The sequence below is a fragment of the Sphingomonas sp. genome, assembly GCF_035944535.1.
Taxonomy (GTDB): domain Bacteria; phylum Pseudomonadota; class Alphaproteobacteria; order Sphingomonadales; family Sphingomonadaceae; genus Sphingomonas_B.
Genome location: NZ_DASZBC010000006.1, coordinates 335,613 through 361,926, shown reverse-complemented (window position 1 = coordinate 361,926; position 26,314 = coordinate 335,613). Strand labels below are relative to the sequence as shown.

At 66.1% G+C, this 26,314-nt stretch carries 22 protein-coding genes, 1 tRNA gene and 1 riboswitch; of the genes, 10 read left to right on the top strand and 13 right to left on the bottom strand.

What is annotated here, in order from left to right; translation table 11 throughout:
- Positions 1-8: 8 nt before the first annotated feature.
- The gene (locus tag VGT77_RS06590; RefSeq protein WP_327460774.1) at positions 9-749 is read left to right on the top strand and encodes a DUF72 domain-containing protein; all 741 of its coding nucleotides are present in this window, start codon (positions 9-11) and stop codon (positions 747-749) included.
- Between the two features lie 89 nt (positions 750-838).
- Here the strand turns inward: VGT77_RS06590 and VGT77_RS06585 are convergent, their stop codons facing one another.
- Both VGT77_RS06585 and alaS read right to left on the bottom strand, forming a co-directional pair.
- Positions 839-2,419, bottom strand: coding sequence for an NAD(P)/FAD-dependent oxidoreductase (locus VGT77_RS06585; RefSeq protein WP_327460772.1), 1,581 nt, complete (start codon positions 2,417-2,419; stop codon positions 839-841).
- Between the two features lie 130 nt (positions 2,420-2,549).
- Entirely contained in the window at positions 2,550-5,198 is a 2,649-nt protein-coding gene (gene alaS / locus VGT77_RS06580) for an alanine--tRNA ligase (protein WP_327460770.1), read from the bottom strand.
- Between the two features lie 54 nt (positions 5,199-5,252).
- Positions 5,253-5,431, top strand: a riboswitch (cobalamin riboswitch).
- Positions 5,432-5,526: 95 nt separating this feature from the next.
- On the opposite strand from alaS, the gene VGT77_RS06575 reads away from it, so the two are divergent.
- From VGT77_RS06575 to VGT77_RS06565, 3 genes are read left to right on the top strand one after another with little or no spacing between them, the layout of a single operon-like run.
- A complete protein-coding gene (locus tag VGT77_RS06575; protein WP_327460768.1) occupies positions 5,527-7,434 on the top strand; it encodes a TonB-dependent receptor plug domain-containing protein in 1,908 nt (635 codons plus the stop codon).
- A gap of 14 nt (positions 7,435-7,448) precedes the next feature.
- The gene (locus VGT77_RS06570; RefSeq protein WP_327460766.1) at positions 7,449-7,970 is read left to right on the top strand and encodes a hypothetical protein; all 522 of its coding nucleotides are present in this window, start codon (positions 7,449-7,451) and stop codon (positions 7,968-7,970) included.
- Positions 7,970-8,944, top strand: coding sequence for a cobalamin-binding protein (locus VGT77_RS06565; RefSeq protein WP_327460764.1), 975 nt, complete (start codon positions 7,970-7,972; stop codon positions 8,942-8,944). The genes VGT77_RS06570 and VGT77_RS06565 overlap by 1 nt, the downstream gene beginning before the upstream one ends.
- Here the strand turns inward: VGT77_RS06565 and VGT77_RS06560 are convergent.
- Both VGT77_RS06560 and VGT77_RS06555 read right to left on the bottom strand, forming a co-directional pair.
- Complete coding sequence (locus tag VGT77_RS06560) at positions 8,857-9,582, bottom strand: 3'(2'),5'-bisphosphate nucleotidase CysQ (protein WP_327460762.1); 726 nt, start codon at positions 9,580-9,582, stop codon at positions 8,857-8,859. The genes VGT77_RS06565 and VGT77_RS06560 overlap by 88 nt on opposite strands.
- Positions 9,579-10,181: an NAD(P)H-dependent oxidoreductase gene (locus tag VGT77_RS06555; protein ID WP_327460760.1), complete on the bottom strand. Its 603-nt coding sequence runs from the start codon at positions 10,179-10,181 to the stop codon at positions 9,579-9,581. The genes VGT77_RS06560 and VGT77_RS06555 overlap by 4 nt, the downstream gene beginning before the upstream one ends.
- A gap of 25 nt (positions 10,182-10,206) precedes the next feature.
- Here VGT77_RS06555 and VGT77_RS06550 point away from each other — a divergent pair, with 25 nt between their 5' ends.
- On the top strand, positions 10,207-11,073 hold the full coding sequence (locus VGT77_RS06550; RefSeq protein ID WP_327460758.1) for a CoA ester lyase: 867 nt from the start codon (positions 10,207-10,209) through the stop codon (positions 11,071-11,073).
- A gap of 92 nt (positions 11,074-11,165) precedes the next feature.
- On the opposite strand, the gene VGT77_RS06545 is transcribed toward VGT77_RS06550, so the two are convergent.
- Entirely contained in the window at positions 11,166-13,022 is a 1,857-nt protein-coding gene (locus VGT77_RS06545; RefSeq protein ID WP_327460756.1) for an acetyl/propionyl/methylcrotonyl-CoA carboxylase subunit alpha, read from the bottom strand.
- A gap of 98 nt (positions 13,023-13,120) precedes the next feature.
- On the opposite strand from VGT77_RS06545, the gene VGT77_RS06540 reads away from it, so the two are divergent.
- Positions 13,121-13,669, top strand: a complete 549-nt coding sequence (locus tag VGT77_RS06540) for a PEPxxWA-CTERM sorting domain-containing protein (protein ID WP_327460755.1) — start codon at positions 13,121-13,123, stop codon at positions 13,667-13,669.
- Between the two features lie 12 nt (positions 13,670-13,681).
- Here the strand turns inward: VGT77_RS06540 and VGT77_RS06535 are convergent, their stop codons facing one another.
- From VGT77_RS06535 to VGT77_RS06515, 5 genes are all read right to left on the bottom strand, one after another.
- Positions 13,682-15,289: a carboxyl transferase domain-containing protein gene (locus VGT77_RS06535; protein WP_327460753.1), complete on the bottom strand. Its 1,608-nt coding sequence runs from the start codon at positions 15,287-15,289 to the stop codon at positions 13,682-13,684.
- A gap of 76 nt (positions 15,290-15,365) precedes the next feature.
- Positions 15,366-16,529 (bottom strand): isovaleryl-CoA dehydrogenase, encoded by a 1,164-nt coding sequence (locus VGT77_RS06530; RefSeq protein ID WP_327460751.1) that lies wholly within the window; start codon positions 16,527-16,529, stop codon positions 15,366-15,368.
- Positions 16,526-17,362: a CoA ester lyase gene (locus VGT77_RS06525; protein ID WP_327460750.1), complete on the bottom strand. Its 837-nt coding sequence runs from the start codon at positions 17,360-17,362 to the stop codon at positions 16,526-16,528. Before VGT77_RS06525 ends, VGT77_RS06530 begins: the two co-directional genes overlap by 4 nt.
- Positions 17,359-17,817: a MaoC family dehydratase gene (locus VGT77_RS06520; RefSeq protein WP_327460749.1), complete on the bottom strand. Its 459-nt coding sequence runs from the start codon at positions 17,815-17,817 to the stop codon at positions 17,359-17,361. Before VGT77_RS06520 ends, VGT77_RS06525 begins: the two co-directional genes overlap by 4 nt.
- A 10-nt stretch (positions 17,818-17,827) precedes the next feature.
- The gene (locus VGT77_RS06515; RefSeq protein WP_327460747.1) at positions 17,828-18,886 is read right to left on the bottom strand and encodes a YeiH family protein; all 1,059 of its coding nucleotides are present in this window, start codon (positions 18,884-18,886) and stop codon (positions 17,828-17,830) included.
- A 158-nt stretch (positions 18,887-19,044) separates the two neighbouring features.
- Here VGT77_RS06515 and VGT77_RS06510 point away from each other — a divergent pair, with 158 nt between their 5' ends.
- A complete protein-coding gene (locus VGT77_RS06510) occupies positions 19,045-20,880 on the top strand; it encodes an AI-2E family transporter (protein ID WP_327460745.1) in 1,836 nt (611 codons plus the stop codon).
- A 19-nt stretch (positions 20,881-20,899) separates the two neighbouring features.
- Positions 20,900-21,751 (top strand): OmpA family protein, encoded by an 852-nt coding sequence (locus tag VGT77_RS06505; RefSeq protein WP_327460744.1) that lies wholly within the window; start codon positions 20,900-20,902, stop codon positions 21,749-21,751.
- A gap of 12 nt (positions 21,752-21,763) precedes the next feature.
- Here VGT77_RS06505 and VGT77_RS06500 read toward each other — a convergent pair.
- Positions 21,764-21,840: transfer RNA gene (locus VGT77_RS06500), tRNA-Met, on the bottom strand.
- A gap of 110 nt (positions 21,841-21,950) precedes the next feature.
- Between VGT77_RS06500 and VGT77_RS06495 the strand changes: the two genes are divergently transcribed.
- On the top strand, positions 21,951-23,180 hold the full coding sequence (locus VGT77_RS06495) for an NAD(P)/FAD-dependent oxidoreductase (RefSeq protein WP_414713360.1): 1,230 nt from the start codon (positions 21,951-21,953) through the stop codon (positions 23,178-23,180).
- On the opposite strand, the gene VGT77_RS06490 is transcribed toward VGT77_RS06495, so the two are convergent.
- On the bottom strand, positions 23,177-23,677 hold the full coding sequence (locus VGT77_RS06490; RefSeq protein ID WP_327460742.1) for a 2'-5' RNA ligase family protein: 501 nt from the start codon (positions 23,675-23,677) through the stop codon (positions 23,177-23,179). The genes VGT77_RS06495 and VGT77_RS06490 overlap by 4 nt on opposite strands.
- 23 nt (positions 23,678-23,700) lie before the next feature.
- Here VGT77_RS06490 and VGT77_RS06485 point away from each other — a divergent pair, with 23 nt between their 5' ends.
- Positions 23,701-24,366, top strand: a complete 666-nt coding sequence (locus VGT77_RS06485; RefSeq protein WP_327460740.1) for a glutathione S-transferase family protein — start codon at positions 23,701-23,703, stop codon at positions 24,364-24,366.
- Here the strand turns inward: VGT77_RS06485 and VGT77_RS06480 are convergent.
- Positions 24,363-26,312: a potassium transporter Kup gene (locus VGT77_RS06480; protein WP_327460738.1), complete on the bottom strand. Its 1,950-nt coding sequence runs from the start codon at positions 26,310-26,312 to the stop codon at positions 24,363-24,365. The genes VGT77_RS06485 and VGT77_RS06480 overlap by 4 nt on opposite strands.
- Positions 26,313-26,314 lie beyond the last annotated feature (2 nt).

Sequence of the window (26,314 nt, the reverse complement as noted above, 5' to 3'; positions counted from 1 at the left end):
CCCCTCCCATGATCAGGGTGGGCGTCGGCGGCTGGACCTATGAACCGTGGCGCGGCACTTTCTACCCGTCCAAGCTGCCCCACGCCAAGGAGATCGAGCACGCCACGCGCGCTCTGACGGCGATCGAGATCAACGGCACCTACTACCGCCGGCAGAACCCCAAGACCTTCGAAAGCTGGCGAAAGGCGGCGCCCGACGGCTTCATGTACACGGTAAAGGCAAGCCGCTTCTGCACCAACCGCAAGAACCTGGCTGACAATGAAGAAGGCATGCGCAACTTCTTCGATCAGGGGCTGGTCGAGCTTGGCGACAAGCTCGGGCCGATCCTGTGGCAGCTGATGGGCCCGAAGCAGTTCGACCCGGATGAGATCCGCGCCTTCTTCGCCATGCTCCCGAAGGATTGGGGCGGCGTAAAGCTGCGACATGCCTTCGAGCCGCGCCATGAGAGCTTCCGCAATGCGGAGTTCTTCGCGCTGGCGAGGGAAACAGGCGTCGCCATCGTCTATGCCGAGGCAGACGATTACCCGAACTTTGCGGACCAAACCGGGCCGTTCACCTACGCGCGATACCAGCAATGCCGCGAGGATGTTGAGGCCGGCTACGGGCCCGGCGAGCTTGACCGGATCGCCGATCAAACCCGCGGCTGGGCAGAGGGCGGCCGGGATGTGTTCGCCTTTTTCATCGCCGGCGCCAAGGTGCGCGCGCCCGCCGCGGCCATGGCCCTGATCGGGCGTGTGGGACGGCACTGATTCGTCATTGCGAGGAGCGCAGCGACGCGGCAATCCAATGTCGCAGATGCCACAGCTGGATTGCTTCGCTGCGCTCGCAATGACGAGGGTTACAGAGCCCTCAAAATCTCCCGCGCGCAATTATGCCCCGGAGCCCCGGTGACGCCGCCGCCGGGATGGGTGCCGGCCCCGCACATCCAAAGGTTCTTGATCGGGCCGGCATAGGCGCCGTGGCCGAGCACCGGGCGTGCGGCCCAAAGCTGGTCGATCGACATGGCGCCGTGCATGATGTCGCCGCCTGCTAGGCCGAACCGCTCCTCCAGATCGAAGGGGCTGAGGGACAGCCGGCCGAGCACCGACGCCTTGAAGCCGGGCGCGAACGCCTCGACCGTATCGATGATGGTGTCGGCGGCCGCCTCGCGCTCGTCCTTCCAGCTGCGGCCGTCGGGCAGCACCGGGGCGAATTGCTGGCAGAAGAGGCTGGCGACATGCGCGCCTTTTGGTGCCAGCGTGTCGTCGAGCGTGGACGGGATCAGCATCTCGACGATCGGCCGCTTCGACCAGCCATGCGCGCGCGCGTCGGTGAAAGCCTGATCCATATAATCGAGCGTGGGGGCGATCACGATGCCGCTCGCGAGGTGCTCGCCGGGCTCCTGCAGGCAGGTGAAGCGGGGAAGTTCGGACAGCGCGACGTTCATGCGGAAAGTGCCGGAACCCGCCTTAAACATCCGCATCCGCCGGGCGAAGTCGGCGGGCAGATCGGCTTCGTCGACCAGCCTGCCGTAAAGCAGTTTCGGTCCGACATTCGCGACCACGCGCCTGGCGAACAGCTCCGAACCGCCCTCGAGCGCAACGCCGACAGTCTTGCCATTGTCGACCAGCACCTTGGCGACCATCGCATCGGTCGTGATCTCCACGCCCACAGCTTCGCACGCCTTGCGCATCGCCTGGGTGATCGCGCCCATGCCGCCGATCGCATGGCCCCAGGCGCCTTTCACGCCGTTCACTTCGCCGAACACATGGTGGAGCAGGACATAGGCCGAGCCCGGCGTATCGGGGCTGGCGTAATTGCCGACCACCGCATCGAATCCGAAGGCGGCCTTGATCTCGTCGCTTTCGAACCAGCCGTCGAGGAAGGTGCGCGCGGACTTGGCGAACAGGTCGAGCAGGTCGCGCTGCGCTTCGATCCCCAGCTTGCGCAGGCCCCAGCCCTGCGTCGCCGCCCGGATTAAGTCCTGCACGCCGCCGCCGGCATTGGGCGGCGTCTTGAGCGCCATGTCGCGGAGCACATCGGCGATCCGCTCCAGCGCGTCATAATAGGCCGGAAGCGTCTCCGCGTCCTTGGCGGAGAATTTCCGTACTTCGGCTTGGGTGCGTTCGAGCGAGCCGCCCAGCTTCATATAGCGCGTATCGTCGAACGGTAGGAAGTTGGAGATGGGGCGGTGGACGACGCGCAGGCCCCAATCATGGAGCCGCATATCGGCGATCACTTTCGCCTGGAGAAGGCTGACCGTGTAGCTCGCGGTCGAGTTGCGAAAACCTGGGTGAAACTCTTCGGTGACGGCGGCGCCGCCGACGATCGAGCGGCGTTCAAGGATGCGGACCTTGAGGCCAGCGCGGGCCAAATACCAGGCGCAGGTCAGGCCGTTATGCCCGCCGCCAATGATCAGTGCGTCGTAAGTGGAACTCAAGGCTGTACACCCCCACCGGTTTGGGCTGAGCCTGTCGAAGCCCTCCCTTCCTTCTTCCGCGAACCAGTAGAGAAGATGGGAGGCCTTCGACAAGCTCAGGCCAAACCGGGTGTTGGGGCCACGAGCGGGTTCAGGCCGCTTCGGCCATCTCGCCTAGCGCAGCGCGTACCGCCGCGACCGCGTCCTGAGCCTTGGCGCCGTCTGGTCCGCCGCCCTGGGCCATGTCGGGCCTTCCGCCACCGCCTTGTCCTCCAAGAGCCGTGACCGCCAGCTTCACCAGTTCGACCGCATTGCGGCGCGCGGTCAGATCGTCGGTGACTCCCACGGCCACCGATGCACGGCCGTCATTGACCGCGACCAGCACCGCCACGCCCGAGCCGACGCGTCCCTTCAGATCGTCCACCGCACCGCGCAGGCCTTTGGGATCGAGGCCCTCGACCACCTGGCCGATAAAGCCGTGTCCGCCGACCTGCTCCGGCCCGGCCGCTTCCGCCTTACCGCCCCCGCCCAGCGCCAGCGCCTTTCTGGCTTCGGCAAGTTCGCGCTCCAGCCGGCGCCGCTCCTCGATCAGCGTGGCGACGCGGGCGGGCACTTCGTCAGGGCTCGCCTTCAGCGCGGACGCCGCTTCGCGCAGCCGCTCCTCGCGGGCATTCAGCCACAAGCGCGCCGCTTCGCCGGTCAGCGCCTCGATCCGGCGGACGCCGGAGGAAACGGCGCTTTCCGACACGATCTTGAACAGCGCGATGTCGCCGGTCGCGTTGACGTGCGTGCCGCCGCATAGCTCGACCGAATAGGCCTCGCGGCCCATGGTCAGCACGCGCACCTCGTCGCCATATTTCTCGCCGAACAGCGCCATGGCGCCGGCCGCAATCGCGTCCTCCGGCGTCATCAGCCGGGTCGAGACCTGCTCATTGTGGCGGATATGGGCGTTCACCTCGGCCTCGACATCGGCGATCTCCTGCGCGGTCAGCGCCTGCGGATGCGAGAAGTCGAAGCGGAAACGGTCTGCCGCGACCAGTGAGCCCTTTTGCGTCACATGACCGCCCAGCCGCTTGCGCAGTGCCGCGTGCAGCAAGTGCGTGGCAGAGTGATTGGCGCGAATCCGGTCGCGGCGCTCGGCGTTGACGGAGAGGTGCACGGGATCGCCGATCGCGACCTCGCCATTCTCGATCACCAGATGATGCGCATGCAGGCGGCCGAGCGGCTTGGACGTGTCCTCGACCCGGCCTCTCAGCCCCTTTTCCGACGTGACGGTGCCGGCATCGCCCATCTGGCCGCCGCTTTCTGCATAGAAGGGCGTCTGGTTTGTCAGCAGCACAACCGTCTCACCGGCCGAGGCGCGATGGACCGGCGCACCGTCCTTGACGATCGCGACCACCTCGCCCTCGCCTTCGGTGCCCGAATAGCCGATGAACTCGGTCGAGCCATGCGCTTCGGCAAGGTCGAACCAGACATCCTCCGACGCCTTGCCGCCGGACCCCTTCCAGGCCGCCCGAGCCGCTGCCTTCTGCTCGGCCATCGCCTTGTCGAAGCCGGATCGATCGACCTGCAGGCCCTGCGTTCGCAGCGCGTCCTCGGTCAGATCATAGGGGAAGCCATAGGTGTCGTAGAGCTTGAACGCGACTTCGCCGGGAAGCGTATCGCCAGAGGTCATCGAACCGGTCGCTTCGTCCAGGAGCTTGAGGCCATTGGCGAGGGTCTGGCGGAAGCGAGTTTCCTCCTGCTTCAGCGTCGCCTCGATCAGCGGCTGGGCGCGGACCAGTTCAGGGAAGGCCGCGCCCATTTCCGCGACCAGCGACGGCACAAGGCGGTGCATCAGCGGGTCGCTGGCGCCGAGCAAATGCGCATGGCGCATGGCGCGGCGCATGATCCGGCGCAGAACGTAACCGCGCCCCTCGTTGGCCGGCAGCACGCCGTCGGCGATCAGGAAGCCCGACGCGCGCAGATGGTCGGCGATGATGCGGTGGCTGGAGGTCGCATCGGCTGAGTTGTTGCTGGTCAGCTCGGAACTCGCCGCGATCAGCGCCTTGAACGTGTCCGTGTCGTAATTGTCGTGCACGCCCTGGAGCACGGCGGCGATCCGCTCCAGCCCCATGCCGGTATCGATCGACGGGCGCGGCAGATCGCGGACGATCTCGTTCGCTTCCTGCTCATATTGCATGAAGACGAGGTTCCAGATCTCGACGAAGCGGTCGCCATCCTCGTCCGGGCTGCCGGGAGGACCGCCCGGTATGTGATCGCCGTGATCGTAGAAGATTTCGGAACAGGGTCCGCACGGGCCGTTGTCGCCCATCGCCCAGAAATTGTCCTTGGTGGCGATGCGGATGATCCGCTCTTCGGGCAGGCCGGCGATCTTCTTCCACAGCGCGAAGGCTTCGTCGTCGGTGTGATAAACGGTCGCGGTTAGCCGGTCGGGCGAAAGGCCGAACTCGCGCGTCAGCAAGGTCCAGGCATGGGTGATCGCCTGTTCCTTGAAATAGTCGCCAAACGAAAAATTCCCCAGCATCTCGAAGAAGGTATGATGCCGGGCCGTGTAGCCGACATTGTCGAGATCATTGTGCTTGCCGCCCGCACGCACGCATTTCTGCGAAGAGACCGCGGTCGAATAGGGCCGCGATTCCAGGCCGGTGAACACATTCTTGAACGGCACCATGCCGGCGTTGACGAACATCAGCGTCGGGTCGTTATGCGGCACCAGCGGTGCCGAGGGGACGCGGGCGTGCCCCGCGCGCTCGAAATAGTCGAGGAAAGTGCGCCGGATGTCGTTCGTCGAAGTCATGCACGGCATGTAAGTCAGGGCGAACAGCCGGGCAACTATGTTGCGTTGCAGCAGCAAAGGGCTATGCTGACGGGGTGACGGGTCAAGGGAACGCGGTCAAATGCCGCGGCTGCCCCCGCAACTGTAACCGGCGAGCTTTCGCGCCACCATGTCACTGGGCTTCGTACCTGGGAAGACGGCGCGACCAGCATTGACCCGGGAGCCAGGAGACCTCCCCGCCACCGTCGTTCCTCTGGCCGGGCGGGGTGCACCGGGCGGACGAAGCAGCGCATGGGCGCTGTCCTTCGCAAGAACGGCATTGAACGTTGTTGCGAAAGGACTTGGAATCATGCGCTTTTCTCTCCTGACCCTGACGGCGCTCTGCGCCGCTCCTGCCGTCGCGCAAGGCGGCGATCCGGCTGAACCCGACGTCGTCGTCACCGCTTCCCGCTCCGGCGATCCGACGCCCATCCGAGACTTGGGGGCGTCGATCACTCTGCTTTCGCCAGAGAGCCTGATCGAGCGGCAGACGCGCACCGTCGCCGACATTCTGCGCGACGTGCCCGGCCTGGCGGTCAACCGCACGACCGGCCTGACCCAGTTGCGGCTGCGCGGCAGCGAGGCAAACCAGACTCTGGTCCTGATCGATGGCGTCGAAGCCTCGGACCCGTTCCTCAGCGAGTTCGACTTCGGCAGCTTGGCCGCCGACGAGAATGCGCGCATCGAGGTGCTGCGCGGGCAGCAGAGCGCACTCTACGGGTCCGACGCGATCGGCGGGGTCATTCATTACATCACGGCCAGCGGTCGCGAGGCGCCGGGCTTCAGCGCGCGTGTGGAAGGCGGCACGCAAGCCATTGCAAATGCACTCGTTCGCGCCGCCGGCGTGGTCGGCGATTTCGACTATGCCGCGACCGGCACCCTGCTGACCACCGATGGTGAGCCTGACGCCCGCAGCGGCCGTCGTAACCTCGCCTCCGACACCGTGTCCGCCTCGTTGAAGCTCAACTGGTCGCCACTGCCGAACCTGCGGCTGCGAGCGGTCGGCCGCTTCACCGATGTAGAGCGGGAGTTCAACAACCAGGACTTCGTCCCCGGCAGCGGGACTTTCGGGCTGGTCACCGACTCGCCGGGTGTGCGCTCGCACAACTGCAACTGGAACGGGCTGCTCCGGGCCGAGCTGGACTTGCTGGACGGGCGCTGGACGCATGCGGTGACGGGGCAGCTAACCAATGCCCGGCGGGACACCTTCCGTTTCGCCGATCGCACCAGTGGCAGCACCGGCGAGCGGCTGAAGGGCAGCTACGAGACCGCGCTTCGCTTCGACACTGGCGACGTGCGCCACCGCGTCACCTTCGCTCTCGACGTGGAGCGGGAGCGTTTCCGCAACCGCGACCCGAGCAACTTCGGCTTCGACGGCCGGCGCCAGATCGAGAATACCGGCCTTGTCGGCCAATATGAGCTGTTCTTCGGGGATCGCGGTGGGTTCTCCGCTTCGGTGCGGCGAGACGAGAACAGTCTCTTCGCCAACACCACGACATATCGCGTCCAGGGCAGCTATGACGTGCTTCAGGGCACGCGTCTGCACGCGGCGGCGGGATCGGGCGTCAAAAACCCGAACCTGTTCGAGCTCTACGGCTTCATCGACGGCCGCTTCATTGGCAATCCCGGCCTGAAGCCTGAAAAGTCGGAAGGCTGGGAAGCGGGCCTGGAGCAGCGGCTGTTCGGCGATCGCCTGACTGTCGGCGCGACCTGGTTCGAGAATGTGCTGAGGGACGAGATTTATACCGACTTCCCGCCGCCGACCTTCACGCCCACTTCGCTCAACCGCACCAGCAAGTCGCGGCAGCGGGGGATTGAGGCGGCCATGGCGGCGCGGCTCGGCGAGGCGTGGCGGATCGATGCGTCCTACACCTGGCTACGCGCGCGGGAGAATGGCGTCACCGAAGTGCGCCGCCCGAAGCACATCGCGAGCGTCGCCGCGACCTGGAGTGCGCCGAATGACGCTGCCTCGGCGACACTGGTTGTTCGCTACAACGGCCGGCAGCTCGACCAGGCCTTTCTGGACCCCAGCTTCGTGCCCACGATTGTCAGACTCGCCGATTATGCGCTGGTCAATCTGAACGGTCGCGTGAAGCTTAACGAGCGCTTCGAGCTGTTCGGACGCGTCGAGAACCTGTTCGACGAACGCTATGAAGACGTATTCTCTTTTGTTAACCCCGGCCGCAGCGCAGTCGCCGGCGTACGCGTCCGGTTGTGAGGAGATTGAAAGCCATGACCACCCTCTCCAATCGCCTGGCCTGGCCGGCCTTGCTTAGCGCCGGCACTGTCGGCGGCACCTTGCTCGCTGCCTGCATGTTCCCGTTCGGTGCCTTCGCCGCGGTTGCGGCGCTGACCATGGACCTGCGCCGCGGACTTATGGCCGTCGGCGCCGTGTGGCTGGCGAACCAGATCGTCGGCTTCGGGCTGATGGATTACCCGACCGACCCGCTGACCGTCGCCAAGGGTCTGGCGCTGCTGGCCGCCAGCCTGTGCGGCTATGTCGCCGCACGCGCAGTCGCCGGGCACAAGGCTGCGATCGTGGCGGCTCCGCTGCTCGCCTTTGCCGGTTACGAGTTCTCGCTATGGCTGCTCACCCACCTGACCGGCGGGCTTGAGACCTTCGCGCCGGAGATCGTGCTGATGGTCGCGCGCAACGACCTGTTCTGGTTTGCCGGACTGATGGCGGCGCGCTTCCTGCTGACCCGCACTGCTCCGGCGCTGTTCGGACGGCAGACGACGCTCCAGCCGGCCTGATGGCCGCACTACGGATCGTCTCGCTGCTACCCAGCGCGACAGAGATCGCCGTCGCGCTCGGTCTCGGTGAGGCACTGGTCGGGCGGTCGCACGAGTGCGACTTCCCGCCCGAAGTGGAGCGCCTTCCCGCGCTTACCGCGACCAAGATCCCCAAGGGCATGCGCTCCGAAAAGATCGACCGCACCGTCAAGTCGATTATCGAAAGCGGTCTCTCGGCCTATTCGGTCGACGCAGAGCGGCTGCGGGCGCTCCGGCCCGACGTCATTCTGACCCAGACGCAATGCGCGATCTGCGCCGTCACGCCGCGCGACCTGGAAGAGGCGCTGGCGGACTGGACCGGCACGCAGCCCCTGATCCTGTCGCTCGCGCCGGACACGCTCGACGATGTGTGGAGCGATTTCGCAAAGGTCGCCGCAGCGACGGGCTGCGATGCGGTGCCGGTCGTTACGCAGCTTCAGGAGCGCCTTGCTGCCCTGCCCGCCGTGGCAGAGAAGCCGACCGTTGCCGCGATCGAATGGATCGAACCGCTGATGATCGCGGGCAACTGGATCCCGGAGCTGGTAAAGATCGCTGGCGGCAAGCCATTGCTGTGCAAGAGGGGCCAGCATTCACCGTTCATCGAATGGGAGCATCTGAGGGCGGCCGATCCCGAAGTGATTGTCGCAATGCCCTGCGGCTTTCAGGTGCCGCGCACGATGGAAGAAATGCCGCTGCTCGACTCGCTGCCCGGCTGGCGCGACCTCCGCGCGGTAAGGGATGGCCGCGTGTTCGTCGCCGATGGCCATCATCTCTATAATCGGCCGGGCCCGCGCCTGGTCGAGTCAGCCGAAGCGCTGCACGCGATGATCCACGGCGGCAGCCGCCATGCCGGGCGCTACTGGGCGCGCTACGAGCCGAGCGCCGCCCTCACCCGCTCTTCCCATTCGGGCGCGCAGATCAGCAGGTCGGGGAGCAAGGTTTCCGGCGCATTATAGGTGCAAGGCGAGCCGTCGACCCGCGTCGCGACCATGCCCATGCCGAGCGCCACAGCGACCGGCGCGGCATTGTCCCATTGATGCTGGCCGCCGGTGTGGAAGTAGATGTCGCCCTGGCCCAGAATGACCGCCATAGCCTTGGCACCGGCCGAGCCCATCGGCACCAGCTCCGCGCCAAGCCGCTCCTGCAGCACTGCGCATTCGGGCGGCGGCCGCGTGCGGCTGACCAGGATGCGGGGGCGATCAGGCCGCTCGACCCGCGGGGCGGGCTGGTCCGAGCGGAGCACCCGATCCTGCGCCGGCAGCGCCACCGCGCCGACTGCGGCATGACCATCGATGCTGAGCGCTACATGCACGGCCCAGTCTTCGCGCGCTTCCGAATATTCGCGCGTCCCGTCCAGGGGATCGATGATCCAGACGCGGCTCTTCTCCAGCCGTGACAGATCGTCGACGCGCTCTTCGGACAGCAGCCCGTCTTCGGGCCTGAGCGCCTGCAGCGCCTGTACCAGATAGGCATTGGCGGTCGCGTCGGCGATATCGCCGAGCGTCTTGCCGGATGCCGTGCCGCTGTCGCGCAAGGTCGTCAGCAGCTTGCCCGCGGTTTGGGCGAGCAGCGCCGCCAGATCGGCGTCCGTCACTCCTCGACCGGCCCGGTGCTGAGGATCGCCGGCGCTGCCTTGCGCAACCGTGCGAACTCGACGACCTGTTTGCCGACCAGGTCCAGCTGCATCGCTGCGCCGGGATCGGAGCACTGCCCGTCCTTGAACATGCCGGACACGCTTCGGATCGCGGCGCCGAGCGGGGTCGGCCAGCCGCGCAGCGCGTGGACGATTGAGCGCATTGTGGCGAGCGTCGATCCGGTCGCCTGCCAGCCATAGGCGGTGACGATCAGCCCGACCGGGAGACCGTCGAGATAGACGCGGTCGTCCTTCGACGTTTCCTCGACATAATCGATCGCGTTCTTGACCAGGCCGGAGATGGAGCCGTGATATCCTGGGCTCGCGAAGATCAGACCATGCGCTTCCCTGACCGCAGTGACGAGCCGCCGCCCCTCGTCGGAGCGGTGGAGTACGCCCGGCGCATAATGCGGCAGCGCGCACAAGCCCGAGCCGTCGAACAGGGTCACGTTCGCACCTTCGGCTTCGGCGGCGCGCAAGGCGATCTGCAGCGCCTGCTCGGTCGAGGAACCGGGCGAGGTGGTGCCGCCAATGCCGACGATGGACAGCTTTTCAGGCATAGGTTCTCCCCGCTACAGCCGGGGCATGCCTAATCACATTCGTCCCCGCCGGTCGATGCTCTATGTGCCCGGCGACAAGCCGCGCGCTCTGGAGAAAGCGCGAACGCTGCCATGCGATGGAATCATCCTGGACCTGGAGGATGCGGTTGCCCCGGAGGCGAAAGGAGAGGCGCGCCAGTGCATCGCCGAGGCGCTGCAGGCAGATTACGGCGCGCGAGAGCTGATCCTGCGGGTCAGCGCGTTCGACTGCGCTCCGGATTTCGCGCTTGCCGAGCGGCTGCCGATCCATGGCGTGCTGGTGCCAAAGGTCGACAGTCCGTCGGTTGTCCGCGCCGCCAGCGCCCGCACGCGACACCCGATCTGGTGCATGATCGAAACACCGTTGGGCGTGCTCCGCGCCACCGAGATCGCCGGCGCAAGCGACCGGCTCGCCGGGTTCGTCGCGGGAACGAACGACCTGACCAAGGACCTGCGCGCACGGCACGTTGCGGACCGCACGCCGCTTCTCATCAGCCTGTGCTTGATGCTGCTGGCGGCGCGGGCGCATGGGCTAGCGGCGCTGGACGGTGTGCATCTCGGCCTCGACGATCTGGCCGGCTTCGAAGCCAGCTGCCGCCAAGGCGTGGAGCTCGGCTTCGACGGCAAGACCCTCGTGCACCCGAGCACGATCGATATCGCCAATCGGGTGTTCGGCCCCTCCGCCGAGGACGTGTCTAAGGCGCGCGAGATCGTCGCCGCTTGGGATCAGGCCCGCGCCGAAGGCAAGGGCGTGGCGCGGATCGGCGGCGCCATGGTGGAGCAATTGCACGTCGACGAAGCGAAGCGGCTGATCGCAATGGCGGAGTCCTTGGAAGCTCCTCCCCGGAACGGGGAGGGGGACCACACGCGATAGCGTGTGGTGGAGGGGGCCTCGGAATTCGGCACGACGCAACGGGGCCCCTCCACCAAGCTGGGCTTGGTCCCCCTCCCCGTCCCGGGGAGGATTTACTCGGCCGCCGTCTCCACCCGAACCAGCAACGTGCCTTCGCTGACCTGGGCGCCGGCGTCGGCGTTCAGTTCGGCAACCGTGCCGTCGAAAGGCGCGGTCAGCGTATGCTCCATCTTCATCGCCTCGAGCGTGACCAGCTTCTGTCCCTTGCTGACTGAGGCGCCGGCGGCGACTTCTACCGCGATGATGCGGCCCGGCATGGGCGCGATGATCGCCCCGTCGGCAACGGCGCCAGCGGCCTTGCCATAGGCGCGATAAGCTTCGACCAGCCAGCTCTGCCCCGCCTCGCTCAAGATGATGGGCTCCAAGTCTGCCGACGCGGTTAGAAGGTCACCCTCCTCTTCGGCAGCTGCGAACCGGACCTGACGGGGTGCGCCGTCGACCGATAGCACCAGTTCGCGGCGGGACGGCGCGTTGAGGCGGAAGCCGGACAAGGGCTGAGCCGCGAGATCTGCAGCGATATCGGCCAGACCCTCGTCCGACGGCGCAGCGTCGGGCATCAGCGTGTCACCCTCGCGCGCGATCAGGCCGGTGTCGATCGAACCGGCGGCAAAGTCCGGATGCTGCAACGCCTTGACGAGAAAGCCGGCATTGGTGCGGACGGGCCAGACCACGGTTTCTTCCAGCGCCTCGGCCAGCCGCTCGCGAGCCTCGTTCCGGTCCCAGCCGGTGGCGATCATCTTGGCGATCATCGGATCGTAGAAGGGCGAAACCTCCGCCCCCTCTTCCACGCCCGTGTCGATGCGCACGCCGCCGCCAAGTTCGAATGCTTCCAGCCGGCCGATACTGGGCAGGAAGCCTTTGGCAGGGTCTTCGGCATAGAGCCGCGCTTCCATGGCCCAGCCATTGATCTCCAACTCTTCCTGCCGCCTGGGGAGCGGCTCGCCTGAGGCGACGCGGAGTTGCCATTCGACCAGGTCCTGGCCGGTGATTTCCTCCGTCACCGGATGTTCGACCTGCAGCCGCGTGTTCATTTCCATGAACCAGACGCGGTCGGCGCGCAGGCCCTCACTCGCATCGGCGATGAACTCGATCGTGCCGGCGCCTTCATAGTCGACCGCCTTGGCCGCCCGAACGGCGGCGCCGCACACCGCCTCGCGGGTGGCCGCGTCCATGCCCGGCGCCGGCGCTTCTTCGATCACCTTCTGGTGGCGACGCTGGAGCGAGCAGTCGCGTTCGAACAGGTGGACGATGTTGCCGTGACTGTCTCCAAACACCTGCACTTCGATGTGTCGCGGCGAGAGGATGTATTTCTCGATCAGCACGCGATCATCGCCGAAGGACGAGGCGGCCTCGCGCTTGCACGAGGTGAGCGCGTCCTGGAACTCGGCCGCGCTCTCGACCCGCCGCATGCCCTTGCCGCCACCGCCGGCGACCGCCTTGATCAGCACCGGATAGCCGATCGCGTCCGCCTCGGCCTGGAGCCGGTCAGGCGACTGATCCTCGCCGAGATAGCCGGGCGTGACCGGCACACCCGCTTCGGCCATCAGTTTCTTGGCTGCGTCTTTCAGCCCCATCGCACGGATCGAATGCGGCTTCGGTCCGACCCAGATCAGCCCGGCATCAATTACGGCTTGAGCAAAGTCCGCGTTCTCGGAGAGGAAACCATAGCCTGGGTGGATCGCCTCGGCGCCCGACGCCTTAGCGGCAGCGATAATGCGCTCGCCGACCAGATAGCTTTCGCGCGCCGGCGAAGGCCCGATATGCACCCACTCGTCCGCCTCGCGCACGTGCAGGGCATTGGCATCGGCATCCGAATAGACGGCAACTGTCCGCACGCCGAGATGGCGCGCGGTGCGGATGATCCGGCAGGCAATCTCGCCCCGATTGGCGATCAGAAGAGAGCTGAGCATGTGGAGGCTCTAATGCGGACTTGGCAAAGGCGCGAGTCTGGGCGAAACCCTCAACAGGCGGGAAGCACGGGGCTCTTTGTACAAGGAGAACAGGGGTGATGCTGAAAGCTTGGACCGGCGCCGCTGCGGCGCTGTTGACAGTGGCGCCGGCTGCCGCGGTGGTAATCCAGACGGGCTCCTATGATGCCGGAAGGTTCGATGGCACGGCCGGCGCGACACTCGGGCCTGGCCGCTATGTGTTTTCGCTGCAGCTGACGACGGTCGTACCCTTCATGGACGGCTATGCGGAAAAACAGACATATTCCGCTTTCTTCTGCCGCGACCCCGATATCAGCCCCGACGAATTCCCCTGTGGCGGCAACAACGTGCCGACCCAGCCCCTTTGGGATCCGGTGACTCCGACGCTGTGGCAGGCTGCGATCACGGTCAATCCGGACCAGACCGTGCTCACGCCGAACGACTTCATCGTGCGCTACTACGAGTTCGACGATTGCTGCACTTTCCAGTTCGGCTGGGAAAGCGACGCCGCGGGTCGGTATGTTCTCTACTATGCACAGGTTCCGGAGCCAGCGAGCTGGGCGCTGATGATCGCGGGGTTCGGCCTGCTCGGCGCGGGCGTGCGGCAGAGGACAGCCATTCCGGCTTGAGACCAGCGTCCGCTACATCCGGAACACGCCGAATTGCGGCCGCTCGGGGATCGGCGCGTTCAGGGTAGCCGCAAAGGCGAGGCCAAGCACGTCGCGGGTCTGCGCAGGATCGATCACGCCATCGTCCCATAGCCGGGCGGTGGCGTGATAAGGATTGCCTTCGTCCTCGTACTTCTGGCGAATCGGTGCCTTAAAGGCTTCCGCTTCTTCCGGGCTCCACCGATCGGCGTCGCGGTGGACGGTGGCGAGCACCGAGGCTGCCTGTTCGCCGCCCATCACGCTGATGCGGCTGTTCGGCCAGGTAAACAGAAAGCGAGGCGAGTAGGCCCTGCCGCACATGCCGTAATTGCCGGCGCCAAAGCTGCCGCCGATCAGGACTGTGACCTTGGGCACAGTTGCGGTGGCAACGGCGGTGACCAGCTTTGCGCCATGTTTCGCAATGCCTTCCGCCTCATACTTGCCGCCGACCATGAAGCCTGAAATGTTCTGCAGGAACAGCAGCGGAATGCGACGCTGGCAGGCGAGTTCGATGAAATGCGCGCCCTTCTGTGCCGACTCGCTAAACAGGATGCCATTGTTGGCGATGATGCCGACCGGAATGCCCCAGATATGGGCGAAGCCGCAGACGAGGCTGGACCCGTAGAGCGACTTGAATTCGTGAAACTCCGACCCGTCGACGATGCGTGCGATCACTTCGTGCACGTCATAGGGTGCGCGCACATCCTCGGGGATGATGCCGTAGAGGTCCTGCGGGTCGTATCTGGGCGGGCGCGGATCGCGCGCCTGAAAAATAGGGACTGTCCCTATTTTCTCGCCGAGGTGGCTGACGATATCGCGGACGATGGTCAGCGCATGCTCGTCATTGTCGGCGACATGATCGACGACGCCGGATTTACGCCCGTGCAGGTCGCCGCCGCCCAGGTCTTCGGCAGAGATCACTTCGCCCGTCGCCGCCTTCACCAGCGGCGGGCCGGCGAGAAAGATCGTGCCCTGGTTGCGAACGATCACCGTCTCGTCGGACATCGCGGGGACATAGGCGCCGCCCGCGGTGCAGCTGCCCATCACGCAGGCGATCTGCGGGATGCCCTTGGCCGACATATTCGCCTGGTTGAAGAAGATGCGGCCGAAATGGTCGCGGTCCGGGAAGACCTCGGCCTGGTGCGGCAGGTTGGCGCCGCCTGAATCGACCAGATAAATGCATGGCAAACGATTCTGCTCGGCAATCTCCTGCGCGCGGAGATGCTTCTTGACGGTCATCGGATAATAGGTGCCGCCTTTGACCGTCGCGTCGTTGCACACGATCATCACCTGCCGTCCGGAAACGCGGCCGATGCCGGCGATCATGCCGGCGCCGGGGACTTCCCCTTCGTACATGTCGCAGGCGGCAAGTTGGCCGATCTCGAGGAATGGCGAGCCTGGATCGAGCAGCCGCTCGACGCGGTCCCGGGGGAGCAATTTGCCGCGTTCGGTATGACGAGCGCGCGACTTCTCGTTGCCGCCAAGCGCGGACGCCGCGACGCGGGCACGCAGTTCCTCCGCAAGCGCGCGATTGTGCGCAGCGCGGGCGCGAGTCTGCTCGGCTTCCGGCTGATAGGCGGTGGTGAGGACGGGAGCGGTCATGGGCAGCGCGTGCTCCGGCGAAGGCCGGAGCCCTGAGGCGCAGAACTCCGGCCTGCGCCGGAGCACAATGCGGCCTTCATTGCCCACCCCCAATCAATTCGCGGCCGATCAGCATGCGGCGGACTTCATTGGTACCGGCGCCGATGTCGAGCAGCTTCGCGTCGCGGGCATAGCGTTCGACCGGCCAGTCCTTGGTATAGCCGGCGCCGCCCAGCGCCTGAATGGCCTCCAGCGAGACGCGAACGGCGTTTTCGCTCGCCAGCAGGATCGCGCCGGCGGCGTCGAAGCGGGTGGTCTGGCCCGCGTCGCAGCTCTTGGCGACGGCATAGGTGTAGGCGCGTGCCGACTGCAGCGCGACATACATGTCCGCGACCTTGGCCTGCATCAGCTGGAAGGTGCCGATCGCCTTGCCGAACTGCTTGCGCTCGCGGACATAGGGGATGACGGTGTCGAGGCACGCCTGCATGATGCCGAGCTGGACACCGGCGAGCACCGCGCGCTCATAATCGAGACCGGACATCAGCACGCCGACGCCGCCGTTCAGCGGGCCCATGACGTTTTCCTCGGGCACTTCGCAGTCGTCGAACACCAGCTCGGCGGTGGGCGAACCGCGCATGCCCATCTTGTCGATCTTTTGGCCAATCGAGAAGCCGGGCATGTCCTTTTCGATCAGGAAGGCGGTGATCCCGCGGCTGCCCTCGCCTGTTTTCGCATAGACGACGAGCGTGTCGGCATAGGCCGCGTTGGTGATCCAGAATTTCGTGCCGTTCAGCACATAGCCGCCCTGCACCGCATCGGCCCTGAGCTTCATCGAGACGACGTCGGAGCCGGCGCTCGCCTCTGACATGGCAAGGCTACCGACATGCTCGCCGGAGATGAGCTTTGGCAGATACTTGGCCTTCTGCTCATCATTCGCCCAGCGGCGGATCTGGTTGACGCAGAGGTTCGAATGCGCGCCGTAGCTGAGACCGATCGAGGCGGATGCCCGGCTCACTTCTTCGACCGCGATGACGTGCTCGAGATAGCCGAGGCCGAGGCCGCCATCGGCCTCGTCGACGGTGATTCCGTGCAGTCCGAGCGCCCCCATTTCGGGCCACAATTCGGTCGGGAACCAGTCCTCGGCGTCGATCTTCGCGGCGAGTGGCGCGATCCGCTCGTCCGCGAAGCGGCGAGTCGTCTCGCGGATCATCTCGGCGTTTTCGCCGAGCTGGAAATCGAACTCAGGGGTGGCAACGCTCATGCTTGTTCCGCTCTTTCGAGAATGCGCCGGGCTTGTTTGAGATGGGGTGCGTCGATCATCTTGCCGTCGATCTGCAGCGCGCCGGCACCGGGGTTCTTGTCGAACGCTGCGACGATTGCCCGGGCTTGCACGACCTGAACTTCGGTGGGCGTGAAGGCGGCATTGATCACCGGCACCTGCGCAGGGTGGATCGCCATCATTCCGGTGAAGCCGTCGCGGGCCGCCGCTTCCGCGACGCGCTTCAAGCCGTCCAGGTCCTTGATGTTCGGGTACACCGTCTCGATCGGGTTCACGCCCGCGGCGGCCGCTCCGAACAGGGTCAGGGCGCGCACTATCTGGTAAGGCGGCAGATAGGCGCCGCTTTCGTCACGCGAGGCAGCGGCGCCTATCGCGGCGGGCAGGTCCTCGGCACCCCATGTCAAGCCGCACAGCTCGTCGGCGACGTCGCGATAGTCGCCGAGCCGGAACACGGCCGCAGGTGTCTCGCTGGCGATCGGCAGGATCGGCACGCCCGAGCGGTCGGCAAGTCGCCGGACCGAGGCTGAGCCCTCCGCCTTGGGCAGGACCAGCGCGTCCGGAAACGAACCGAGCACGCCGGTCAGGTCGCCGACGAAATAGTCGCTGTCGAGCGGGTTCAGCCGGACGAACAGCTTGGGGCCGGTCCGCTCCGTTCGCTCCAGAAACTCGGCGATGGCGCGGCGGGCGGCGGGCTTGTTCGCCGGCGCGACCGAGTCCTCGAGGTCGAGGATCAGCGCATCGGCGCCGAGGCCCAGCGCCTTCTCCATCCGCTCCGGCCGGTCGCCGGGTACGAACAGCAGCGATCTCAGCCTCACTTCTTCGGGCTCCGGCGCTGCACCAGCGCGGTGCGCTGGCAGCGGCAGACGAGCTGGTTGCGCTGGTTGAACATGAGGTGCTCGAAGGTGACGATGCCGGCGTTCGGGCGCGACAGGCTCTCGCGCAGCTCCAGCACTTCCGTCTCGGCGCGCAGCGTGTCACCGATGAAGACCGGCGACGGCATCGTCACCTTGTCATAGCCAAGATTGGCGACGAGCGTGCCGAGCGTGGTGTCGCCCACCGACACGCCGACCATCAGCGCGAACGTGAAGGTACCGTTCACGACCACCTGGCCGAACTCGCTCGCGCGCGCATATTCGGCGTCCAGATGCAGTGGCTGCGGATTATGCGTCAGGGTCGAAAGCAGCAGATTGTCCGTTTCGGTCACGGTGCGCCGAATCTCGTGCGAGATGCGGTCGCCGACCGTCCAATCCTCGAAATAGCGTCCGGGCATGAACCCGCCCCTAGAACAAGAGAATGGCGGCTCCAAGGGCGAGCAGGAAACTTACCAACGTCGCTGCCACGACGGGCATGGAAGCGCGCCAGCCCTGCTGCAGCAGCAGGTGCATCGGCGAGCGGATACCGGTCGCGACCACGGCCAGCAGCAGCAGGGCAGTGGTGCCGAGCTTGGCCAAGCGCGCGACCTCGGCGGGCAGCACCATCATGGAATTGACCGCCGTCAGCACCAGAAAGGCGACGATGAACCATGGCACAGGCGGCGCGCCGGGTTTGGCCTCGCCATCCTTCGGGATCATCAGCATGACGATGAGGAGGGTCGGCGCAAGCAGCGCCACTCGGGTGAGCTTGACGATCGCCGCGGTCTGACCCTCCACTTCGCCGAGCGAATAGCCGGCGCCCAAGGCTTGGGCGACGTCGTGGATCGAGGCTCCGAGCAGGAAGCCTGCTGCCTCCGGTGACAGCCCGACTGCCTGCGACAGCAACGGATAGGTCGACATAGCGAGCGCGCTCGCCGCCGAGACCGCGACTAGCACCAGCGTGAGCTGCGCCTGATTGACTCGCTTCTCACCCAGCGCGGTGGATAGCGCCAAAGCGGCCGAAGCACCGCAAATGGCGACCGAACCGCCCGCCAACGTGCCGAAGGCAGCGCCCAGGCCAAGGCTGCGCGAGACGAGCGTGCCCGACCCCATCACCAGCAGGATCATCGCGCCAATGACCGCGAAGCTGGTCCAGCCGAGCGCAGCGATCTGCCACACCGTGACCTGAAGCCCGACCAGCACGATGCCCCAGCGCAACAGGGTCTTGGATGCAAAACCCAGCCCGGCGTGCAGCCGCGTGTCGGCGTTGAGGAAGTTGAAGGCGAGGCCGATCAGCAGGCCCATCAGCATCAGCGGCGCGCCGTAATGGTCGCCGAGCCAGGCCGCGGCGAGCGCCGCCATGCCGGTGACGCCCAGGCCGGGCAGATACTCGAGCGCTTTAAGACGCGGCCTCTGCTGGGTGCGCGGGCTCTCGACCTCCAGCAAGTCGCCGAACAGGTCGGCGGCGGCGGGCAGCTGCCTGGGCATGCGTGGCGGCGGTAGTTCGAACTCCCCCATGGCGGCAGCTTATGACAGCGTTGGCAGGTGCCGACTAGGCCGCATCGACTCCGCTCGTCCCGAGCGAAAAATGGAGCTTAGAGCACGGAACAGCAACTCCCTCCCACCGTTCTGCCAGCGTCACGAACATGGCCAGCCCTGCCCCTTTCGACAAGCCGCCTACGGTGCCTCCAGTCCAGGGGCCTCGGCCCTCGAGCCTGGTGCCGCTGGTGACCGGCGTTGTCGCGGTCGCGGCCCTCTATTTCGCCAAGGACGTGCTGGTGCCGATCGTCATGGCGGTGCTGCTGGCGTTCGTCGTCGCGCCGTTGGTCGGGCTGCTGCGCAAGCTGTGGATCGGCCGCACTTTGTCCGTCGTCATCGCCATGCTGACGGCGCTGGCGGTGGTGGGCGTCACCGGCGCCGTGATCGGCCAGCAAGCGGCCGGGCTCGCCCCCGACCTGCCACGCTATGCCGAGCGCATCCAGAAGAAGGTGACAGCGCTCGGCCGTGCCGACTTTCTCGGCGAACTGCCCAATCAGCTCAGCCGCGCCGCGCGGCGTTTCGAGACCGCGCCGGCGAGCCCGCCGGCCCCGCGCCTTCAACGCCGCGCCAAGCCGATCCCCGTGGAAGTCCATGAGCCGCCCGAGACGGGTCTGCAGACCGCGCGCCGGCTGCTCGGCCCCATTGTCGGTCCGCTCGAGACGTTCATCATCGTCATTGTCGTCGCGATATTCATTCTGCTGCAGCGCGAGGATTTGCGCGACCGGGTAATCCGCCTGTTCGGCTCGTCCGACCTGCACCGCACTACGCGCGCGATCGACGACGCGGCAGGGCGGCTTTCGCGCTACTTCCTTACCCAGTTGCTGCTGAACGGCCTGTTCGGGGCAGTCATCGCGGCAGGGCTCTACTGGATCGGCATCCCCTCGCCTCTGCTCTGGGGACTGCTCGCAGCGCTGATGCGCTTCGTGCCTTATGTCGGAGCGTTCCTGGCCGCACTGCCGCCGCTGCTGCTGGCGATCGGCGGCGAACCGGGGTGGACAACGGCGATCATGGTGGCCGGCCTGTTCCTCTTCACCGAGCCGGTCATGGGCTATGTCATCGAGCCGCTCGTCTATGGCCATTCGACCGGGCTGTCGCCGCTCGCCGTCATCGTCGCCGCGATTTTCTGGACCTGGCTGTGGGGCCCGATCGGCCTGCTCCTTTCGACGCCCCTCACCTTGTGCCTGGTCGTGCTCGGCCGGCACGTGCCGCAGATGGAGTTCATCGACGTGCTGTTCGGCGACCGGCCGGCGCTGACCCCCGTCGAGAGCTTCTACCAGCGCATGCTGGCGGGCGACGCCGACGAAGTGCAGGACCAGGCCGAGCAGCTGCTCAAGGAGCGCTCGCTCTCTTCCTATTATGACGAAGTCGTGGTGCCAGGCCTGAGGCTGGCGCTGACCGACCGCCGCCGCGGCGCCATTTCGGGCGAGTGCCTGAACGGCATCGTCGATTCGACGTGCGAGTTGGTCGGAACACTCGAGGGACATGACGATGTCGATCCGGCGAGTGAGGAAGCTGCCGCTGAGCCCGCACCCCCGTCGCTGGCGGAACAGGCACTGCCCGCGGAACCTCCGCCCGAGATGCCGGCTACGAACGCCACCGTAATCTGCCGGCCGGGCCCCGGCCCCGCCGATCCGGCGCTCGCGGCGATGCTCGTCCAGCTGCTCGTCAAGCATGGGCAGCATGCCGCGGCCGAGACAGCAGAGGAGCCGGCCCTGATCTGCCTGATCGGCGCGGAACTCCGCTCCTCCTCGCCCCGCTGGCGCGCGCTCGAGACACAGGCTCGCCACCGCTGGCCCGGCGCGCGCATCGTCAAGGGCCTGCTCCGCCCTGCCCGCGAGGGCGAAGGCGATTGCTGCCGTAGCCTGCGCGACCTGGTCGAACTCTGCGCGGAGGTATCACGGGAACGAAATGGAAGGTCGGAGACTTTCGCCACCGTCAAATAAATCAGGGTTGGAGCATCCGATGGTCCAAGCGCACGAGATTCGCCCCGGCATGAACGTGATCACGCCGGACGGGCAACGGATCGGGCAGGTCGAGGAGTCCGACGTGTTCGGGCTGAAGCTAGCCGCGAACAGCACGCCCGACGGCAAGCATCACTATGTCGCGGCCGATCTCGTGGATCATGTCTCGGCCGACTCCGTGCACCTGAACCGGAGGGCCCAGGCGATCATGCAGGGCGCCAATCGGCCCCACCGGTCTGCCGGCGGGAGCATCGACCGTCGGCACCTGATTCCCTGGCTGATCGCCGGCCTACTTGGGCTGCTCGTGCTCGTGCTGCTGTTACAGGACCGCGACGACGACCGCGCGGTGGCACCGGTCGCGACGGCGACGGACCCGGCGGTTACGGCACCGACGGCGGCGGCGCTCGTCGTCGCTCCGGTCACCCTGCCGGACGGAGAACAGATCGAGCTGGCGCAGGGCACGCTGGCCTACGACGTGCAGGCCTTCCTGGCGTCCCGCGAGGCGACGCCGCGGACCTTCTCCTTCGACGCGCTGAATTTCGAGACCGGGCGGAGCGACATCCGGCGCGAGGAACGGCAGGGCGTTGACGATCTCGCCCGTGTGCTCGCCGCCTATCCGACCGCTCGCGTCCGCGTCGTCGGCTACACCGACTCGCGTGGCGGCGAGCTGCCCAATCAGGCGCTCGCCTATCAACGCGCACGCCAGGTCGCCGAGGCGCTGGAGGATCGTGGCATCGACGAGAACCGGATCGAAGCCGTCAGCGGCGGCGAAAGCGACCCGCTCGCCTCAAACTCCACGGCTCAAGGCCGCTTCGCCAACCGTCGCACTGAACTGATCGTGCTGAACCGTTAGTGCTGTGGGAGATGGTAGCGGAGGAGGGACTTGAACCCCCGACACGCGGATTATGATTCCGCTGCTCTAACCAACTGAGCTACTCCGCCCCAAGGCAGGTGCGGGCCTATAGGTAAGGGGTGCGCGGGGGTCAACAAGGTCCCTTGCACCTGAATGCCGAAGCGGCGAGAGAGCGCGGACGCAGCGGGGGAGAATAGGCTTGCAAGAGTTCGACGTGCTGATCGTTGGGTCCGGGCACGGCGGGGCGCAGGCGGCGATCATGCTCCGCCAGCTGGGCTTTGCGGGATCGGTGGCGATCGTCGGCGAGGAGCCGGAGCTGCCTTATGAGCGGCCGCCGCTCTCCAAGGAATATCTAGCCGGCGACAAGCCATTCGAGCGGCTGATGATCCGGCCGAAGAAGTTCTGGAACGAGCGTGCTGTCACGCTGCTTCAGGACCGCCGCGTCACAAGGGTGGACGCGGAAGAGCATCGGGTCCGCACCGAAGACGGCGAGCAGATCGGCTATGGCACCATGATCTGGGCGGCGGGCGGCCATGCGCGTGCCCTTCCCTGCCCCGGAGCCGATTGCGCCGATGTGCACGCCGTCCGGACGCGAGCGGACGTCGACAGGATTATGGCGAAGCTGGAGCGGGTCGAACGCGTTGCGGTGGTCGGCGGCGGCTATATCGGGCTGGAAGCGGCGGCCGTGCTGACCAAATTGGGCAAGCAGGTGACCCTGTTCGAGGCTTTGCCGCAGGTGCTCGCGCGGGTGGCGGGCGAGCAATTGTCGCGCTTCTATGAGGCCGAGCATCGGGCGCATGGCGTCGACCTCCGGCTGAACGCACAGGTCCAGGCATTTGAGCTGAACTCAGAAGGCACGGGCCTCGCCGGGGTTCGGCTGACGGACGCCGAGATGGTGGCGGCAGACCTGGCGATCGTCGGCATCGGCATCATCCCTGCCGTAGAGCCGCTGCTGGCGGCTGGCGCGACGGCTAGCAACGGCGTCGATGTCGACGCGCAATGCCGCACATCGCTGCCCGATATCTTCGCGATCGGCGACTGCGCCGCGCATCGGAACCGCTTTGCCGGTGGTGCGCGCGTGCGGCTCGAGTCGGTGCAGAATGCCAACGACCAGGCGACGGTCGCGGCCAAGACGATCATGCGTGAGGACGTTGCCTATGAGGCGGTGCCGTGGTTCTGGTCCAACCAGTACGATCTGCGGCTGCAGACGGTCGGCCTCTCGATCGGCCATGACGATATGGTGGTGCGCGGCAAGACGGAGGATCGCAGCTTTTCAGTTGTCTATCTGAAAGACGGCCGGGTGATCGCGCTCGACTGCGTCAATGCCACCAAGGATTATGTGCAAGGGCGCAAGCTGGTCGAAGCCGGAGCCCAACTGGCCCCCGCCGATCTGGCCGACACGAGCCGGCCGTTGAAGGAGCTGGTCTAGCGGAACCGGTGCTCGCTTAAGGGTTCCCACGGCCCTCCCCGATACCACCAGCTGGCAAGGCCGGCGATCTGGAGCGGCCGCGTCGAGAAGCTGGCCTCCAGCTCTGTGAGCAGCGCCTTGGCTTGCTTTGGCACGACCTTGTTCTGGACGGTGATGTGCGGGCGCCAGACTGCCTGGTCCTGCGGCGTCAGCATGCCGGTGAAATGCTCGGCGAGGCGCGCGCGAATCGCTTCGAGATCGGGGCTTTCGACCTGATAGGCGACGCCGCGGCCTAAATGGCGCAGACCCGAGAGGCGTGCGGCGGGCGCCTTGGCGCGGCACTCGGCCTTCAGCTGTTCGCGCACTTCTTCGGCAAGGCTGGGCGGCAGGTGGTGAAAGAGCGTGATGTGCGCCGGTACCTGGTTGCGCTCCGGCGGGAAATGCTTGCGCCTTAGCCCGTCCGCCCAGGCGAAATCGCTTGCGCCGAGCAGGGCGGTGACGATGATCGGTGCAGTCACGAGAGCCTTTCGGAGAGCCGCAGATGATCCACTTCTACACAGCCGCGACGCCCAACGGCTACAAGGTCTCGATCATGCTGGAGGAATGCGGGCTCGAATACACGCCGCACTTCATCGACATGGCGGCGCAGGAACAGAAGACGCCCGAATTCCTGGCGATCAACCCAAATGGCCGCATCCCGGCAATCGTCGATGACGGCTTTCCGGTGTTCGAATCGGGCGCAATCCTGATCTGGCTGGCAGAGAAGACAGGCAAGTTCCTGCCGGTCGAGACGAAGGCGCGCAGCACCGTCGTCCAGTGGGTGATGTGGCAGATGGGCGGGCTCGGGCCGATGATGGGCCAGCTGAACGTGTTCAAGCGCTATTTTCCCGAGCATATCCCGGCCGCCATCGAGCGCTATGAACGGGAGAGCTATCGGCTCTTCGGGGTGATGGACGGGCGGCTGGCGGACGCGCCTTGGCTTGGTGGCGAGCAATATAGCATTGCCGACATCGCCTGCTGGCCCTGGGTGCGAGCCTATGAATGGCCGGGACTTACTCTCGACAACCATCCGCACCTGAAAGCCTGGGCCGAAAGGATCGGCGAACGGGAAGCGGTCAAGCGCGGCGTGCAGGTGCCGCCCCGGCCGGAGATGACGGAAGAGGCGAAGAAGGCGTTCGTCGAGAGGGCGCGGACGATCCTGGCCTAAATCTCAACCTGGCTGCCCAGTTCGACGACGCGGTTGGTCGGCAGCTTGAAGAACTCCATGGCCGACTCCGCGTTGCGGAGCATCCAGGCGAAGAGCTTCTCGCGCCAGATCGCCATGCCCGGCCGCGCCGATGGCAGCAAAGTCTGGCGCGCGAGGAAGAAGCTCGTGTCCATCATCTTGAACTCTGGACCGCAGCCGGTCAGCCGCAGCAACGCTTCGGGCACATCGGGCTCCTGCATGAAGCCGTATTTGATCACCAGTCTGTGGAAGCCATGGCCGAGCGGCTCAAGCTGGCACTGAGTCTCCTGCTCGACATACGGCACATCGGCGATCTTCACCGTCAGTAGGATCACGCGTTCGTGCAGCACCTTGTTGTGCTTAAGGTTGTGGAGCAGCGCGTGCGGCACACCATCGGGCGTCGAGGTCATGAACACGGCCGTGCCGGGAACCCTCGTCGCCGAGGTGGCGGCGGATTCGATGAAGATCGAGATCGGCATCGCCGCTTCGCGCAGCCGCTCGATCATCAGCTTGCGGCCCTTCGCCCAGGTGGTCAGCAGCGTGAAGGCGACGACGCCGACCAGCAGCGGGAACCAGCCGCCGTCGGGCACCTTGGTCAGGTTTGAGGCGAGATAGAGCAGGTCGACGGTGAAGAAGAGCGCCAGCAGTCCAATCGCGATCGCGCGGTTCCAGTTCCACAGGGAGAAGAGCACGACGGCGATCAGGCAAGCGTCGATCGTCATGGCGCCGGTCACCGCGATGCCATAGGCGGCCGCGAGGTTCGAGGAAGACTGGAAGAACAGCACCAGCAGGATCACCATCACCATCAACGCCCAGTTGATAACGGGGATGTAGATCTGGCCCGCCGTGCTGGCGCTGGTGTGGGTGATGCGCAGGCGCGGGATGAAGCCGAGCTGTATCGCCTGCTGCGTGACCGAAAAAGCGCCCGAGATCACCGCCTGGCTGGCGATGATCGTGGCGAGTGTCGCAAGGATCACCAGCGGCAGCCGGAAGGCTTCGGGCGCGAGGTAGAAGAACGGGTTCTTGATCGTCTCGGCGGCTTCGGCTGGGGAGAGCGACAGCACCATAGCCCCCTGCCCCAGATAATTGAGCATCAGCGCCGGCAACACGAAGAACATCCAGGAGACGCGGATCGGGTTGCGGCCGAAATGGCCCATATCGGCGTAGAGGGCCTCCGCGCCCGTCACGGCCAGCACCACCGAGCCGAGCGCCAGAAACGCTTTCCACTGGTCGACGATGAAGAACTGAAGCGCATACCAGGGGTTCAGCGCGGCAAGGATGCCGGGGGCTTGGACGAGATACATAATCCCGAGCGCCGCGATCGTGACGAAATAGGTCAGCATGATCGGGCCGAACAGCCGCCCCACCGCTGCCGTGCCGCGCGACTGGATCATGAACAGGAAGACGAGAATGCCAACCGCGATCGGCACGACGAACGGCGCAAAGCTGTTCTCGACCACCGTCAGCCCCTCGACCGCGGAGAGCACCGACATCGCCGGGGTGATCATCGAATCGCCATAGAAGAGCGCGGTCGCGAACACCCCCAGCAGGATGATTGGCGCGCTCCAACGCTTTCCCGGTGTCGAGCGATTGATCAGCGCGAGCAGCGCCAGGCTACCGCCCTCACCCTTATTGTCGGCCCGCATGATGACGCTGACATATTTGAGCGTCACCATCAGCATCATCGACCAGAAGACCAGGCTCAGCACGCCATAGATGTGCAGCTGGTCCGGCGCGAGCGGGTGATGGCCGGCAAAGGTTTCGCGAAACGCGTAGATCGGACTAGTGCCGATGTCGCCGAAAACGATGCCGATCGCGCCGACCGCGAGCTTCAGCAGGCCCTGATTGCCATGGCCGTGCGGATCGACCTGGGCATGCGGCTCCAACGCCCCGGAGATGGTCGCCGGGTCTGCAACCGGAGCGGTCATGC

Excerpts from the sequence above, each read along its gene's own strand:
- VGT77_RS06590 (WP_327460774.1), top strand. The coding sequence starts at position 9 with ATGATCAGGGTGGGCGTCGGCGGCTGGACCTATGAACCGTGGCGCGGC.
- alaS (WP_327460770.1), bottom strand. The coding sequence starts at position 5,198 with ATGACTTCGACGAACGACATCCGGCGCACTTTCCTCGACTATTTCGAG.
- VGT77_RS06575 (WP_327460768.1), top strand. The coding sequence starts at position 5,527 with ATGCGCTTTTCTCTCCTGACCCTGACGGCGCTCTGCGCCGCTCCTGCC.
- VGT77_RS06570 (WP_327460766.1), top strand. The coding sequence starts at position 7,449 with ATGACCACCCTCTCCAATCGCCTGGCCTGGCCGGCCTTGCTTAGCGCC.
- VGT77_RS06565 (WP_327460764.1), top strand. The coding sequence starts at position 7,970 with ATGGCCGCACTACGGATCGTCTCGCTGCTACCCAGCGCGACAGAGATC.
- VGT77_RS06555 (WP_327460760.1), bottom strand. The coding sequence starts at position 10,181 with ATGCCTGAAAAGCTGTCCATCGTCGGCATTGGCGGCACCACCTCGCCC.
- VGT77_RS06550 (WP_327460758.1), top strand. The coding sequence starts at position 10,207 with ATGCCTAATCACATTCGTCCCCGCCGGTCGATGCTCTATGTGCCCGGC.
- VGT77_RS06545 (WP_327460756.1), bottom strand. The coding sequence starts at position 13,022 with ATGCTCAGCTCTCTTCTGATCGCCAATCGGGGCGAGATTGCCTGCCGG.
- VGT77_RS06540 (WP_327460755.1), top strand. The coding sequence starts at position 13,121 with ATGCTGAAAGCTTGGACCGGCGCCGCTGCGGCGCTGTTGACAGTGGCG.
- VGT77_RS06535 (WP_327460753.1), bottom strand. The coding sequence starts at position 15,289 with ATGACCGCTCCCGTCCTCACCACCGCCTATCAGCCGGAAGCCGAGCAG.
- VGT77_RS06530 (WP_327460751.1), bottom strand. The coding sequence starts at position 16,529 with ATGAGCGTTGCCACCCCTGAGTTCGATTTCCAGCTCGGCGAAAACGCC.
- VGT77_RS06520 (WP_327460749.1), bottom strand. The coding sequence starts at position 17,817 with ATGCCCGGACGCTATTTCGAGGATTGGACGGTCGGCGACCGCATCTCG.
- VGT77_RS06515 (WP_327460747.1), bottom strand. The coding sequence starts at position 18,886 with ATGCCCAGGCAGCTGCCCGCCGCCGCCGACCTGTTCGGCGACTTGCTG.
- VGT77_RS06510 (WP_327460745.1), top strand. The coding sequence starts at position 19,045 with ATGGCCAGCCCTGCCCCTTTCGACAAGCCGCCTACGGTGCCTCCAGTC.
- VGT77_RS06505 (WP_327460744.1), top strand. The coding sequence starts at position 20,900 with ATGGTCCAAGCGCACGAGATTCGCCCCGGCATGAACGTGATCACGCCG.
- VGT77_RS06485 (WP_327460740.1), top strand. The coding sequence starts at position 23,701 with ATGATCCACTTCTACACAGCCGCGACGCCCAACGGCTACAAGGTCTCG.
- VGT77_RS06480 (WP_327460738.1), bottom strand. The coding sequence starts at position 26,312 with ATGACCGCTCCGGTTGCAGACCCGGCGACCATCTCCGGGGCGTTGGAG.